Source organism: Bdellovibrio sp. ZFWA1 (genome assembly GCF_056175665.1).
In genome coordinates, this window is record NZ_JBJKJH010000001.1 from 235,185 (window position 1) to 249,850 (window position 14,666).

The window sequence follows — 14,666 nt, forward strand, 5'->3', positions numbered from 1 at the left end:
GATAAACAGTTAAATGAGAAGAGCCAACAGTTAAATGAGAAGAGCCATAAAGAAGGGCTCTGTTAAAATAAGAAGTGGTGCAGTCGCCAGGACTCGAACCTGGAACCAACCGGTTCGAAGCCGGGTATTCTATCCATTGAACTACGACTGCACGGTGATTTAGTTCTTAGAATACTAACTAAATAGACAGTAAATTCCAAACACTAACGCGGCAAGCAACCATCAATCTTTAACAATTAAACTGTTACTTAGCTCGTTAGGGTTTTCTTTCTGACTTGGAAAGTGTTTGGATAAAATGACGCCACAATCGCTAATGGCTTCTTTTAAACCTAAAAACCAGTCCCCTTGACGAAAACGTCCTGTCATTTCATCAACAATACGATCCCACTCTTCGGCAGGTACTTTTTCCGAAACCGCCCCATCAGCCCAAACAAAGGCCCTTCTTTCCATAGCGGAAACAAAAATAAGAATCCCCGTTCCTTCTTTTGTTTTATCAACACGATTAATAAAAAACTCTAACTGAGCCCTTCGCAAAACTTGTTCGATTTCATCCGCATCGGGAATAAAAAATCTTTGGACCCAGCGAAACTTAGAAAGCAAGAGTCCAAGACCCCAAGCCACTCCAAAAACGACGGGCCACCACAATTGCCCCGGCCACACAAATAAAAAATCCGTCATCGAACTTTCGACAAGTAAGAACACAACCAATAGTAACAGAGCCACAACAACAGGAACATGACGAATCTGCGACGAACGCCGAACAATCACGGGAACGATTTCACCCATGGTTTTTTGCTCGGACGCTTTCACATAATTTGAAATCTCTGCAATTTGCTGTTCGGATAAATAATCTAAAATCCATTTTGCTTGCTTCATAACTACCAGCTCCCCGACGATCCACCGCCACTAAAGCCACCGCCACCGCCAGACCAACCGCCGCTGCCACCAGACCAGGTTCCTCCAGTTGGACCACCCCAACCGCCACCATAGCCTCTATAGCGTCGGCCACCGCCGCCACCACCGAACTTTCCTAAACCAATAATCAAAAATAGAAAAATAAGGACTAAAAGTTGAACGATGAAAGATGCTTTTTGTTTCGTCGCTCCGGCCGGCTCGGCCAACTGCTTCCCGTCGGCGTATTCTTTGTCAACGATTCGTATAATCTCGTGAACACCAACAATCACACCATCTGACATTCTGCCGGCCCTAAACATAGGCACAACGAGATCATCAATAATTCGCCGAGCATAAGCATCCGGCAAAGCTCCCTCAAGTCCTTGACCTACTTCGATACGCAGTTTTCGTTCCGCAGGAGCGATGATGAAGAGTATTCCATTGTCGGCTTTTGCATCACCTAACTTCCAGGCATCCACGACTTTCAACGACACTGATTCAATGGCCTCATCGGCCAAGCTGTCTACAGTCAAAACCTGGATCTGCGCCTTACCAACTTTATTATAATCAAACAAGAGTTGAGAAAGTTCCCGCTGATCCGAGCGATCAATGATCTGAGCCAAGTCCATAACGGGACCACGCAAAGTCGGGACCTCGAAAACAGCATGGGCCCGCTGAAGGCCCACACTCATCATAAAAAATAGACTAAATAATAATAGCTTCATGAAAGCATCGATTCTTAATTCTTAAGTTAGAATTAGAAAGTGAGATTTTTAAACTAAAACTTTACTTCCGGAGCCTTTTCAATTTTTTCTTTCTCGGCTGCATCTACATCCCACTGAGGCATTTTTTCGTGGTGATAGAATAAACTATTCGTCCAACTGGTAGGTGGTACAGTGACCAGATTATTAAATCCTTTGATGGACTCAATATATCTTTGTCGTGCAACAGTAATTCTATTTTCAGAACCTTCAAGTTGGGCCTGAAGGTCACGGAAGTTTTGATCAGCCTTCAAGTTTGGATACTGCTCTGTGACCATCATCAACTTGCCCAAGGCCTGACTCAGACTTCCCTGGGCCGCTTGAAACTTTTGAAGTTGTTCTGCCGTTACTTTACTAGGATCGATGATCGTCTGGGTCGCTTTAGCACGAGCCTCTATAACAGCAGTTAAAGTCCCTTCCTCATGCTTTGCATACCCTTTTACAACTTCCACTAGATTAGGAATTAAATCTGCTCGTCTTTTGTATTGGTTTGTCACTTCCGCCAAAGAGGCCTCAACGTCATTTTTTGATTGGGGAATAGATTGGATTCCACATCCAGCCAAACCAAGGACAGTCACTGACAAAAGTACGGCTTTAAGGAATGAATAATTTCTCATTTTGGGCCCCCTCCAACGGGGCTATTCTTTTTGTAAGAACTAATATGAGTGCATTTTCTGACTAGTCAAGTTTAGCGAAGGACCCGGTGACGTTAAAGTAAAACTGGTATAAAATATGACGATGACACGAGTAATCACCCCCCATTTTGAAAATCTGTCAGATTGCATCTTTGTTGACAAGGTCTCAGGGATCAACACCCATGCTCCAGATATTGGGCGCTGGGGGCTTGCTGAAGTCTTAGAGCTTTATACCGGACTCAATTTGCATGTTGTGCATCGCTTAGATAAAGGCACAAGTGGCGTCATTATTTTTGCAAAATCAGCAGAAGTCGCAAAAGAACTTGGCGAAGCCTTCGAACAAAAAAGAGCTTTTAAACGCTACGTATTTTTAACGGATAAAGAAATTCAACAACAGACGATGACTGTTAAAAGCTATATCCGCAAAGATCGTGGGCAATTCTTTTCCAGCTTCTCGGAAGCACCAAATGCGGAAACAGAATTTAGATTTATAAAAAAGATGGGTCCAAATTTTTTATGGGAGGCTTTTCCAAAAACTGGAAAACCTCACCAAATCAGATTGCATGCGGAGGCCTCACATATTCCAATTCTTGGCGACGATGAGCACGGAGGATCCCCCTATCCTCGTCTTTGCCTGCATGCCGAATCCCTAGAGGTTCCACTGCGCGGGCAAACGCATCGCTTTCAATCTCCACTTCCATTTTGGGCCGAACGTGAAGTTGATGCTATCGAGGCCGCTCTTTTAACAGGGCTAGATCGTCGCGAGCGTATGTTTCACTTTTCACGACAGCCACTGCAAAGTTTACGTTTGGTTCATCAAGAAAATCCTTTATGGCGATTGGATCAATACGGCCCCGTATGGTGGGTCTATTGGTATGGAGACAGCGTTCCGTCCGACCGCCACCTAGAACTTTGGAAAACGATGGGTGAAGCCTGCAATAAAAAGGTTCTTGTCCGGCATATGCTAAATCGAGGAGACGATCCAAACTCAGAAATCATGTGGGATCTTCATAAAGTCGAAACCCGTTGGAATGCATTTGAAAATGACCTGATGTTTGAGATTCGCCAAGACACGGGCCTTTCTCCTGGAGTCTTCTTAGACCAAAGAGAAAATCGGCATTGGGTTCTTAATAACTCGAAGGATAAGACTGTTTTGAATCTTTTTAGCTATACCTGTGGATTCAGCTTAGCCGCTGCTAAAGGTGGGGCTAAAGAGGTGATCAGTGTTGACGCCAGTCAGAATTTTTTAGACTGGGGTAAACGCAATTTCGAACTCAATGGGTTGGACCCCGAAAAATATGAATTCTGGGCTGCAGACTGCCAATTCTTTCTTAAAGGATGTTTAAGACGACAGCGCAAATTTGATTTAATAATTTGCGATCCTCCTTCTTTTGGTCGTTCGAAAAATGGATCCTTTTCAATCTCAAAGGATTTCAACCAACTGATCATTGATTGTCTTTTTGTTTTAGGAAAGGGAGGCATGCTCTTCTTTACAACGAACTACGAAAAATGGAACGAGTGGGATCTCAAGGATCGTTTTAAAAAGCTGCGCACTCAATTCAGCTTTAATATCGTAGATATGCCCCTGGCTGGAATGGATTTTGAACTGCCCGGGGATGAAAGTCTTATGAAGGGTGTTTTGATTATTAAGAAGTAGGAGCTCCAATGCCCGGCGTGCTTAGTTTAGAAGCTGATGAAAGCATCAAGAAGTCTATTGATGTTGCCTTAAAAGGTATTTCGGATCATATCAATCACAAAGCTATCGATAGCTTGGCTGAATTTGATAAATACATTGCAGCCCTCAACCCACCGAAAAAAGAAGACGATCAGATTCACTTAATCATCCTAGCCGCCGACTTAATACCCCCTAAGGACACCACTCTGTGGATTAAAAATCTTAGAAACACATTCAGTCAAAAAGGTTTTGGACTTGTCGACAATCCTGTACGAATCGTTATCTTGGCATTTGAAGACCAGCACCTTCATCCTCAGTACTTTGAAATTCCGGAAGTCTTTACATTTCTCATAAAACCCGCAGATCCCTTGATTCTTAAAGAAATGTTTGGCTTTGCAATAACTGGATATAAACAACTTCGAGGACAAGAAATCAAATTTCGCTCGGTGCTAGACAACCTAGAAATGCTAAAAAACATTCATTTTGACGAAATCAGTGAAGTTGGTTTTGTCACCAGCAGCGATACCGAGTTTAAACCTGGAGTCGTTTCTAAATACTACTCTCCCCTCTTCAATATCAACGCTAACAACTCTGCTTTCGCACGTCTAATTCACTGCGGAAAGCATCCCAAAAAAGAAGGATTTTTTCAGTGCTATTTCGAGTTCATAGGACTCGAGAATGATCAGCTTCTAAACATTCGCAAAAAAATAGCCGGGTTACAAACTGTCCACCGCAAAGGTGACGAATCTTTTGCCTGGTTTGCCAACCATCAAAAAACTCCGGACCGCCCAAGCATCACGGTTGCGATAGCAATCTTTGACGAGGTCGTCCGGAAAAATATTGTAGACTCTTTAAAACGAAACTTTAAAAATATCCGAATCACCGAACTTGACACAAGTATCGACCGTTACGAACAATCCATCCTCTGCGACCTCGCACTTTTAGATGATTTACGAAGCACGGAGGCCTATTTAAAGAACTTCGATCTTGAAACAAAAAAGATACAAATCAGTCAGCATCACTTTGGCGAAGTGCAATTTCGTGAGAAGCTCCAGTTCTTTACCGACATCATCCACCTGCCCGTCGATAGGGCCTACCTTAATAGGAAAATTCATCTTTTGAATCCGTCCCTCGTTCTTCAAGAACAAAGCAACCTGCCGGCAATTCATGGTGGTTTCGATATCAAGGCTGTTATGCCAGTTCAGATCACTCAAGCCTCGGAAAATCATGTTGAGTTTTCTTACCAGCGAGCCCTCCCACTGAATGAAATTCGAGAGTTCGCCATCCATGGTGACGAAACCTTGGTACATACCGAAGTGAAGGGCCGCTGTCACTTTGTCCAGAAGAACAACAACAAGGACCTACCGTTCTCGCATCAATTTATTTTATTAGGACAAAAAGACTTTTACACAAAACAAATGCGCATCTGGATGCATCGACTCTATGTAAGCGAAGCTGAAAAAAAACTATAAAAAAAGACCACTTCAACAAGCGGCCTTTTTGTTTCTATTTAGATTTATAAAATTCCCAACGAATTTGGATTCGCTCATCCCCGCGAAGTCCCATCTTAGAACCCGTCATAAATGGGGATTTCTGCAACTTTTTGCGATCTAATTTTTTCTTCGCCGGCCATTTTTTAGATTGGACCCAACACTGAACCTGAGGGGACTTGCAAAACTCCACCATGCGTTTTTCATCACCTTTAAAGACAAAGGCATCCATTGCTTCATAAACTTCACCAGATAGCATGGCCTCGGCCCGATCGGTATTCGTTTCATTGGCTACTTCCACAGACGAAGACTTCTTTTCGTTCCGCGTGTCTTTCGAAGAACTTTTAGATTGTGTCGTCGGCTGACAGTCACAAATCATTTCTTTCAATGTCGCGCATGACGACAGTAAAAAACATAAACTTAATAAACCTAACAACTTAAATGTTTTCACGCCAAGCTTCCTTGATTAAAAAAATTCTCTAAAATATCCGCAGCTGAATCTTGGGTCCGCATGTAATAAATGGCCTTCAAAATTTCTTGCTGTTCTTCGGTCAGGTCGCCATTTCGACCTAATTTTAGCAGGCGATCTTGATGAATATGATACATCGATAGCGCCCCTGCGACAGAAATATTAAAGCTTTGAACAAATCCCGACATTGGCACTATCGCGCAAACATCGGCGGCAGCAACCATCTCGGGACTGACACCATCTTTCTCATTACCAAGCACCAACGCTGTCTTTCCAGAAAAATCCACCTCATGTAGTGGCTTCGAACGCTCGTCCAAATGAGTCACTATGATTTTATATCCCTGAGCTTTTAACGACTGAACACAATCCGAAGTACGCTTCCACTTTGTGGTTTCTACCCACTTATCTGCGCCAGCGGTGACCCGAGCCGATTCTTTAAAACGCTCTCCGGTCTCGATAATATGACAATTCGCAAATCCCAAACCTTCGGCACTTCGCATGACTGCCGAGATATTTCCTCGATCGTAAATGCCTTCCAATACCACGGCGCTTGAAAAATTTCGCCCTTTAACAACTTGATCAATTCTCGCACGTCGGGCCTCTGTCAAAAGAGGCCCGATGTGCTTCAAAATCAAACTGTAATTAACTTTTAAATGAGTCGAAATTTCAATTTCACTGGTGAATGGAAACATTCAAACAACCTTATTGGAACAACGCTGCTGGAGACTTTGCAAGATCGCGTGTAATATTTTTTTGGTGAGCTTCCAAAGTGCCACCGCCGATTTCAAGAAGCTTCGCATCTCTCCATAAGCGTTCTACAACATACTCACCGACATAACCATAACCGCCCAAGACCTGAATTGCGCGATCTGCTACATTTTTTCCCATAGTCGTAGCTACAAGCTTCACACCATCTGAATCCAAACGATTGCCTTCGTGATCAAGTCTCATACGGCGAGCAGTTTCATAAACATAGGCGCGTGCCGCTTTGTACTCGGCATAAGAGTCCGCAATATGCTTTTGAATTTGACCAAAGAATGACAAGGGCTTGCCAAAGGCTTCGCGCTCTGTCGCATAACGATTCATAATTTCAATTGAGCGACGAGCAATCCCTAATGACATAGCCGCAAGAGTTAATCGTTCAATTTCAAGATTGCGCATCATATGCAGCATTGAATCACCTTCAGCACCAATAAGGTTTGCCGCCGGTACTTCACAGTTTTCAAAAACAAGTTCAGCGGTATTCGATGCCCGCATTCCCAACTTATCCTTGATCTTTTGACCTACTTCAAAACCCTTTGTACCTTTTTCAACGATGAACGTAGAAATCTGAGCGCGCCCATTTTTTTCACCTGTCTTTGCGTAAACCAACACAACATCGCAGGCCGTATTGTCCTCATCCACAGTTCCGTTTGTGATCCACATTTTGCGACCATTCAAAACGTACTTATCACCCTTTTTAACCGCTGTTGTTTGCATCCCAAGAACATCTGTCCCAACTGCAGGTTCAGACATCGCCATCGCACCTACCCACTCTCCTGAAGAAAGTTTTGGCAAGTACTTCATACGCTGTTCATCAGAGCCATTCACCGCCAAGTTATTAACCATCAACATCGAATGCGCTAAATAAGCTAAACAAAAGCCTGGATCTGAAGCAGACATTTCCTCGTGAACAATCGCTGCAGCCACGGCATCCATTCCCGCACCACCGAACTGCTCGGGCACAGTCAAACCAAGAAGTCCTAGATCACCAAGCTTACGAAATAAGCCCAGATTGAATTGCTCTTTGCGATCATAAGCATGAGCCTGAGGCTCAATCTCTGCGTCCGTGAATGACTTCACTGTTTCGCGAATCATTCCGTGCTCGGGAGTTGGATTGAATAAATCAAAATTTTTCCAGTCAAAGTTGGACATGAGGGACTCCTTTTATTGGATTATTAGCGGTCCCAATCTAGGCTTTTTAGGTCCCCAGGAGCAAGAAACAAGAGTGAAAACCCACTCAAATTAAGCGGCGTGTTATGTATTTTCTCAGACTCGAGGCCGACTTTAAAAGGTCTTCAAGACAGCCCTCTAAATTCCTGCTAAAATTTAGACCTTATGAATACAAAAAAAGCTGCTATTTTAGCTATTGGAACCGAACTCACTACAGGGCAAATAATCAATAAAAATGCATCGACTCTTTCAGAGCGATTAAAAAAAGAAAGCGTCCTGACCAACCTTCACTTAACGGTACCCGACCAAAAAGACTTGATGCTAGAAGCCTTAAACATCGCTTCTAGCCACGCAGACTGGATTTTCGTAACAGGGGGTCTTGGGCCAACAAGTGACGACTTCACTCGCGACGTCGTTGCAGAGTGGTGCCAACAAAAACTTATCTGGAACGAAGAGAGCTGGAATCATCTAACCGAGCGCCTGACTTCACGAGGCTATACAGTCAAAGAAATTCAAAAACAGCAGTGCTACTTTCCAGAGACCGCTAGGATATTGATCAACCACGAAGGAACAGCCCACGGCTTTCATGTTTCCGCAAAAGGAAAAGAAATTTTTGTTTTACCAGGACCACCTCGTGAAATCGATGCGTGCTGGAAATCAGGAATTCAAAGTTGGCTTGAAAAACAGACTGCGCAATTTGAAAAATACCGAACTCGAAGCTGGGACACATTAGGAATTGGTGAGTCTGATCTAGCAAATATCGTTCAACCATTTGTTAACGAGGCCAAGCTTGTTTTAGCAGAGCGCCAAAACATACTTGATGTCGGTTACCGAGTTCATCTTCCTTACGTAGAATTCAAGCTTTCTTTTTACTCAAGCGACGAGACAGCGCTTGGGCCTATCCTTTCAAAAATAGAGCAGGCTCTTAAAACATGGACTGTCGTTCGAGATGGGCAAGATGTCCTAAAGCAACTGGCAAAAAAAATTCAGTCCGAAAAAATTGCGGGATTGTGTATAATCGACGAACTTTCCGGAACATTTTTAAATCACCGCATTCAACCTCTGGTAAAAGAGATGAGTTCTATCAATAAGGGCCGCTTCGCCTTTGCAACTCACTGGCTACCTCGGACCGACGAGCGTGACTGCGTATTAGCCCTGCGCTCAATCGAAGAGAATTTGGCTGAGGTCTCGATGATTCACAAAGGACAAAGCCGTAAAGATTTAGTCCATTCACCCTATACTACGATGAACATGGCCGAACGACGCAAACAATATTTTGCAGAGTACGCACTCATTTTATGGAATCGATGGCTTTAACTGCAACCAACGCTGGTGCCGCAGTTAGGACATCTGTAACAGCCCGAACTTAAAATAGTCTCGTGACCACACTCGGGACAGGTGGCGAAGGGGTTGATCTCCTTCGCACTTATTTTTTTATTTCCCACCAAATTCAGCGGCTGAGAAAACTTACTTCCATCACGATAGATGGCAACGGCTTTTAATCCGAGCTTCCAGGCTCTCTCATATATTGACGAGATATCATGAATGGTTGCATCTTCAGGCATGTTGACGGTCTTTGAAATGGCTCCGCTAATGAAGGGCTGAACTGCCGCCATCATCAATATATGACTTTCTGCGGACAGCACTCTTTGCCCAGGTCTTGCATTTGCACAATCAAAAACTGACAGATGTTCTGATCGCAAACCGGGGCTTCCCTCTGCGCTTCCGTTTTGAAGAATGTAGTCTAAAATCTTTTGCACTTCTTCAGAGGTATAACCCCAAGCGCGCAGAGCTGGCTCGACACTTTGGTTCACTATTAATAGCTCTCCACCGCCGGCCAATTTTTTAACTTTCACCAATGAAAAGTCTGGCTCAATTCCCGTAGTGTCACAATCCATCATAAAACCGATGGTTCCCGTCGGGGCAATAACAGTCGCCTGCGCATTTCTAAATCCGTAGCGCTGACCATCGCGCAAAACAGCACTCCAAACCTCAAAGGCCTTTTCTTTGAGTTCAGATGGCAAAAGCTCCCAGCGAATATTTTTCAAGGCCTTCTGATGTTGGCGCATCACCTTAAGCATGGATTGCCGATTTTTTTTATAGCCTTCAAAAGCCCCTTTGACTCGCGCAAGGTCAACGCTAGTGTAATAAGCCTGCCCCGTCATCAAGGCCGCAATAGCCCCCGCCCATGCTCGCCCTTGATCACTGTCATAAGGAATCCCCATTCGCATTAACAAACTTCCTAAGTTGGCAAAGCCAAGCCCCAAGGGCCGATACTGATGAGAGTTTTCAGCAATCCTTCGGGTCGGATAACTTGAATAATCCACCAGAACTTCCTGACTTAAAAACATCAGTTTTACCACATGAAGAAAATCTTCTACATCAAACGGATTCGCTTTCGTATTAGAATTTACGATCGGTGCATTTTGTTCCTTTAAAAATCGGACTAGATTTAATGAGGCTAAATTACAAGCAGAGTCATCGATAAACATGTACTCGGAACAGGGGTTGCTCGAGCGAATAGGAGCTGTCTTCGGACAGGTATGCCAGCGATTGATCGTATCGTGAAATTGGACCCCCGGGTCCGCACAGGTCCAAGCTGCCTTGGTTACAAGATTCCAAAGATCTTTGGCTGGCAACTCACGAACAGTATTAGATTTTACGGCTCTAGATTTCAAAGCCCATTTTTTATTTTCAAAAACCGCCTTCATAAATTTATCGGTTATACGAACAGAGTTGTTTGAGTTTTGCCCGGCAATCGATCGATAGGCTTCCCCTTCGAAGCCCGCCTCAATTCCACCTTGAATTAGAATCTGTGCTTTATTTTCTTCTCGCATCTTCCAACTGATAAAGTCTTCGATTTCAGGATGATCCATATCGACGACAACCATCTTGGCCGCCCGACGAGTCGTCCCACCGGATTTAATGGCTCCAGCCCCACGGTCAAATACCTCCAAGAAAGAAATCAAGCCCGAAGAGGTCCCCCCCGTATTGAGTTCTTCATATCGGCTTCGCAAATTAGAAAAGTTGGATCCCGTTCCCGATCCGTATTTAAAAAGCCGTGCCTCGGTTTTGACTAACTCGAAAATCCCTTCAATAGAGTCATCGACACTTTGAATAAAACAAGCAGAGCATTGGGGCCGTTCATAGGCATTCGAAACCAATTCAACCTTTTTCTTTTTGTCATTCCATGCATAGTGCTCGCCGGGTGAGTTGATTTTAAATTGCTCCCAGATGCCCGCATTGAACCATACCGGGCTATTAAAAGACGCCTTTTGATTGATTAAAATATGCTCTAGTTCGTGTTTTAAATTTAAATGATTCTTCTTATCAATATAGCCTTGTTTAAAAGCCTGTCCCGAAATGGCACGCGACACCCTACTGATAAGCTGATCTATCGAATTTTCAAGATGTTTTTGCCGAGGACCTTTTCTGAAGTATTTCGAAGCACAGATGTCCACCGCAAGCTGTGACCAAGAATGAGGCGCTTTAATGTTCTTCATCGCGAACACCACCTCACCTTTCCGATTTAAAAGGAGAGATTGCCGACGCAACCATTGAATATTTTTAAGAACATCCGATAAGTTATGGGTGTTTTTACGAGAAACTAAAAATCGCTGTCGGGACATAACAACCTCGCCTGATTTTAGTGTAAACAAAGAAAGAGCGAATTAAAATTGGAAACTCAAACAAACCAGACACTGCTAGTTCTTAAATCTCCTGGGCACTCTATGTCCGCAGTATCTCAATTTTTAGTTCACCGAGGATGGAATATTCATCTTGCAGATAACTTGAAGGACTGTTTACATCTTTTGCTAACTCACAAACCTCAGTTCTTAATGATTAGCATCAATCACCAAGACTCGTCAGCCTTACGTCTAGGAAGAGTTCTAGGCCGTACCCTTCCGATTTGTGTCATTCATTTTAGTGAACAAGACTTGCCACTTTTTACAAAAAAATTAGATCGTTCAGAATCCTCTTACAAACTCTACGCGCCGGTGACAGGACCTGCCGTTGAACGTGTGGTAAATAAGTACTACAAGGATATTTCTCACTCAAAAATTGTCGAATACAAGCGCCGAGATTCGAACTCTGATGCCCAAACTCCTGAAACGGTGATCGCGATCAAAGGACAAAAGTTTCATCTGAATGATGCAACAAATCTGCTGAGTGGTTACGAAAAACTTGATTCGCAGGTTCTTTTAAAAGTACTAAATACAGAATCGGACGACATGACCCTTCTTTCAGAAGGAACTCAGCAAGCACTTGATGCCTGTGTCGAAAACACACCCGGGCCTGTCATCCCAATTAAAGAGACTTCGAATATTGCCTGCATCGTCGTAGAGTCCGAACGTTTTTCAGGTTACTTAATTGCAGCGATGGGCAGAAACCGTCGCATTGATTCTGATTTTATTGAACGCATTCAAGATCGCCTTTTTAAATTTCTCAGAGAACAAGGCGAGAAAATTGAAGATGCAGAATCCTCTTTGCATTTAAAAATCAAAGAAGTTGATTTTGAAGGATGGGCTTTAGACTACGCTGAATTTTTGAAGAAATCGGTTCATAACGGCGACGAGATTGCCATGGCCTTCTTCCCTTACGCTGAGGCTCGCACCAGAACAGGTCGCTCGGCAAAAGAAGATATGGTCTCGATCAGCCTGCGCGAGATTACCAGTGATGTTTTTTTAGACTTCAATGTTTATCTTTATCTCCTGAAAAATGATCGCTACGTTCTCTATACTCCCAAAGGGGGTATTCTTTACCACCATCAAAAAGATAAGCTCCTGCAACAAAATATAGAGTCCCTTCATGTTCTAAGATCGGATCTGCAGGCCGTCACGGCCCTCAAGGCACAAAGCTTCTTTAATGACAAAGTCGACCAATTCGAAAGCCGCAAAAGCAGTTAAAAGGACGAATTAGAAGAACATTCTGCCAGACTTGTCCTCTGTCTTGGGGCCGATGTTCGGAAACTATCCTCAAGGCTAGATGCGGATTACAATTCAATTACAAAACTCGAAATGCTCCATTTCTTCCTTAAATCTTCTCTGGTTTATCCGTTAGATGGTTAAGATCCTTTAACAGGAACCAGGGGAATGAGAACTTTGGAAGCAAACGAAGTCAAAAAGTCTTTACTGATTCTAAAATCGCAACAGCAAAGTCTGCTTGCCGTAGAGACATTTCTCCGCAATCGAGAATGGAATATCCACTCGACAACCAATCTTAAAGAAGCTCTCACGTATCTTATTTCTCAGCAGCCGCAGTTCGTGCTAATCTCGATCGACTATCCCAATAAAAAAGCTAAGAATCTGCCCAAGGTCCTGATGTCTGCGCTCCCAGTTTGCGTTGCTGTATTTGCGGAAAAAGCTGTCGCGGCTTCCTTTAAGGAAGTCACTGATTCTGCAACAGAATATAAGCTGTATCCTCCTGTGACTGGACCTGCTGTCGAGCGAATGGTCAACAAATACATGAAGGATCTGACTAATAAAAAACTTTCACCTCAGGAACGGGAACGGCTAGGACTGGGACCTGCATCCGGCGGTGACAATTCGACGATTGCTATTAAAGGTCAACTTTCCGCCAGCTTACTAGCTCAGATGATGGGAATGGATGAGAACTCGAGTTCAATCAGCACTACTGAAGGAGAAAATCCTTCAGAGACTCAGACCTCATCCCTAACTCACGAATCGTCGCAGCCTCAGGGACCTAGCTTTATTAACAATGAACCCACTCCCTCGTTCATGCCACCAGCAGATTGGGCTGCGACAGCACAGTCTGAAACCGATCCTTATTCCGGGGCCCAAGCCAAAGGTAATAATTTAGGCTGGATTCCGACAGCGCCAGACTTGCGCACTCCCACACCTCTTGCGCCTCAGTATTCTCAGGAAGATTTCGAAGAATTAGATCTTCGGGCCAAAAAAGATCGCGAATCTTCCCAGAGCCCGGAAAAAAAAGGTCCGAACTTCAAAGAAAAAGACGCAGCTCCGCCCCAGGCCCCCCTAGCAACATCGTCTGACCTTAGAGCGGACCAGATTCAAAACAAACTAAATCAAGCCAAATACGATCACACTTTAATTCTTAAAGGAACTGAGTTTACGCTTGATGAAGTTTGTGTGAAGAATAAGTTGATCAGGCAAGAATCGGTGGAACAAACTAGCCACGTCGCTTGCATAATTATCGACTCCAGCCGTTTCTCGGGATATCTCGTAACAGCAATGGGAAAGAACCGAAAAATCGATGACAGCTTTCTTGTACGAGTCAAAGAACGTTTGTTTAAATTCCTAAGAGAAAATGGCGAATCCCCGGATGAGATTGACAATTCGGTGTATTTGAAACTCCGAACTGTGCCTTTTGAGGCCTGGGCACTGGATTGCGCCGAGTTCCTTAGAAAGTCTATTCACAATGGCGATGAAATTGCGATGGCCTTTTTTCCAAATCAACAAGTAAAGGCCCAGTTCCAAGACTCGGCCCGAGAAGATATGGCAAGAATCGCCATCGAAGAAGTGCGCTGTGACATTGTATTAGACTTCAACATTTACCTCTATTTGCCTCGCAATGATAAATATATTTTATATACCCCAAAGGGTGGGATCTTCTTTGAGCATCAACGTAATACCCTGACTGGGCGAGGCGTTCGTGAAGTTCATGTACAAAGAAATGAACTTCATCTTGTCACCGGACTCAAAGTTCAAAGTTTTCTGAATGACACTATAGAAACTTGGGAAAACCAAAACCCAGTGAATCGGCTCTCTTTAAATAAAAAAACTGGTAGTTAATCAAATCTTGTCTTTTCTTCTAAAACACCCTAAAACG

The 14,666-nt window shown here is 43.7% G+C and carries 12 protein-coding genes and 1 tRNA gene; 5 read left to right on the top strand and 8 right to left on the bottom strand.

The window, feature by feature from the left end; all coding sequences use genetic code 11:
• Positions 1-75 precede the first annotated feature (75 nt).
• From AC04MN_RS01095 to AC04MN_RS01110, 4 genes are all read right to left on the bottom strand, one after another.
• Positions 76-151 (bottom strand) — tRNA-Arg (locus tag AC04MN_RS01095).
• A 71-nt stretch (positions 152-222) separates the two neighbouring features.
• Positions 223-876, bottom strand: a complete 654-nt coding sequence (locus tag AC04MN_RS01100; RefSeq protein ID WP_475381338.1) for a TPM domain-containing protein — start codon at positions 874-876, stop codon at positions 223-225.
• A gap of 2 nt (positions 877-878) precedes the next feature.
• On the bottom strand, positions 879-1,619 hold the full coding sequence (locus AC04MN_RS01105) for a TPM domain-containing protein (RefSeq protein ID WP_475381339.1): 741 nt from the start codon (positions 1,617-1,619) through the stop codon (positions 879-881).
• A gap of 53 nt (positions 1,620-1,672) precedes the next feature.
• Positions 1,673-2,272 (bottom strand): LemA family protein, encoded by a 600-nt coding sequence (locus AC04MN_RS01110; RefSeq protein ID WP_475381340.1) that lies wholly within the window; start codon positions 2,270-2,272, stop codon positions 1,673-1,675.
• Between the two features lie 121 nt (positions 2,273-2,393).
• Between AC04MN_RS01110 and AC04MN_RS01115 the strand changes: the two genes are divergently transcribed.
• Together AC04MN_RS01115 and AC04MN_RS01120 are read left to right on the top strand one after the other, a co-directional pair.
• Entirely contained in the window at positions 2,394-3,947 is a 1,554-nt protein-coding gene (locus tag AC04MN_RS01115; protein WP_475381341.1) for an RluA/RlmK domain-containing protein, read from the top strand.
• Between the two features lie 8 nt (positions 3,948-3,955).
• Positions 3,956-5,437, top strand: a complete 1,482-nt coding sequence (locus AC04MN_RS01120) for a hypothetical protein (protein WP_475381342.1) — start codon at positions 3,956-3,958, stop codon at positions 5,435-5,437.
• A 34-nt stretch (positions 5,438-5,471) separates the two neighbouring features.
• Here AC04MN_RS01120 and AC04MN_RS01125 read toward each other — a convergent pair whose 3' ends face one another.
• Genes AC04MN_RS01125 through AC04MN_RS01135 form a run of 3 tightly spaced genes read right to left on the bottom strand, consistent with a single transcriptional unit; the run spans position 5,472 to position 7,838 of the window.
• The gene (locus AC04MN_RS01125; protein ID WP_475381343.1) at positions 5,472-5,906 is read right to left on the bottom strand and encodes a hypothetical protein; all 435 of its coding nucleotides are present in this window, start codon (positions 5,904-5,906) and stop codon (positions 5,472-5,474) included.
• Positions 5,903-6,616, bottom strand: a complete 714-nt coding sequence (locus AC04MN_RS01130; RefSeq protein ID WP_475381344.1) for a TrmH family RNA methyltransferase — start codon at positions 6,614-6,616, stop codon at positions 5,903-5,905. Before AC04MN_RS01130 ends, AC04MN_RS01125 begins: the two co-directional genes overlap by 4 nt.
• A 10-nt stretch (positions 6,617-6,626) precedes the next feature.
• Entirely contained in the window at positions 6,627-7,838 is a 1,212-nt protein-coding gene (locus AC04MN_RS01135; RefSeq protein ID WP_475381345.1) for an acyl-CoA dehydrogenase family protein, read from the bottom strand.
• Between the two features lie 183 nt (positions 7,839-8,021).
• Between AC04MN_RS01135 and AC04MN_RS01140 the strand changes: the two genes are divergently transcribed.
• The gene (locus tag AC04MN_RS01140) at positions 8,022-9,173 is read left to right on the top strand and encodes a competence/damage-inducible protein A (RefSeq protein WP_475381346.1); all 1,152 of its coding nucleotides are present in this window, start codon (positions 8,022-8,024) and stop codon (positions 9,171-9,173) included.
• Here AC04MN_RS01140 and AC04MN_RS01145 read toward each other — a convergent pair.
• Entirely contained in the window at positions 9,170-11,485 is a 2,316-nt protein-coding gene (locus AC04MN_RS01145) for a vitamin B12-dependent ribonucleotide reductase (protein ID WP_475381347.1), read from the bottom strand. The two genes, AC04MN_RS01140 and AC04MN_RS01145, sit on opposite strands and share 4 nt — an antisense overlap.
• A 102-nt stretch (positions 11,486-11,587) precedes the next feature.
• On the opposite strand from AC04MN_RS01145, the gene AC04MN_RS01150 reads away from it, so the two are divergent.
• Positions 11,588-12,763, top strand: a complete 1,176-nt coding sequence (locus AC04MN_RS01150; protein WP_475381348.1) for a hypothetical protein — start codon at positions 11,588-11,590, stop codon at positions 12,761-12,763.
• Positions 12,764-12,949: 186 nt separating this feature from the next.
• Positions 12,950-14,629, top strand: coding sequence for a hypothetical protein (locus AC04MN_RS01155; RefSeq protein WP_475381349.1), 1,680 nt, complete (start codon positions 12,950-12,952; stop codon positions 14,627-14,629).
• Positions 14,630-14,666: the final 37 nt, after the last annotated feature.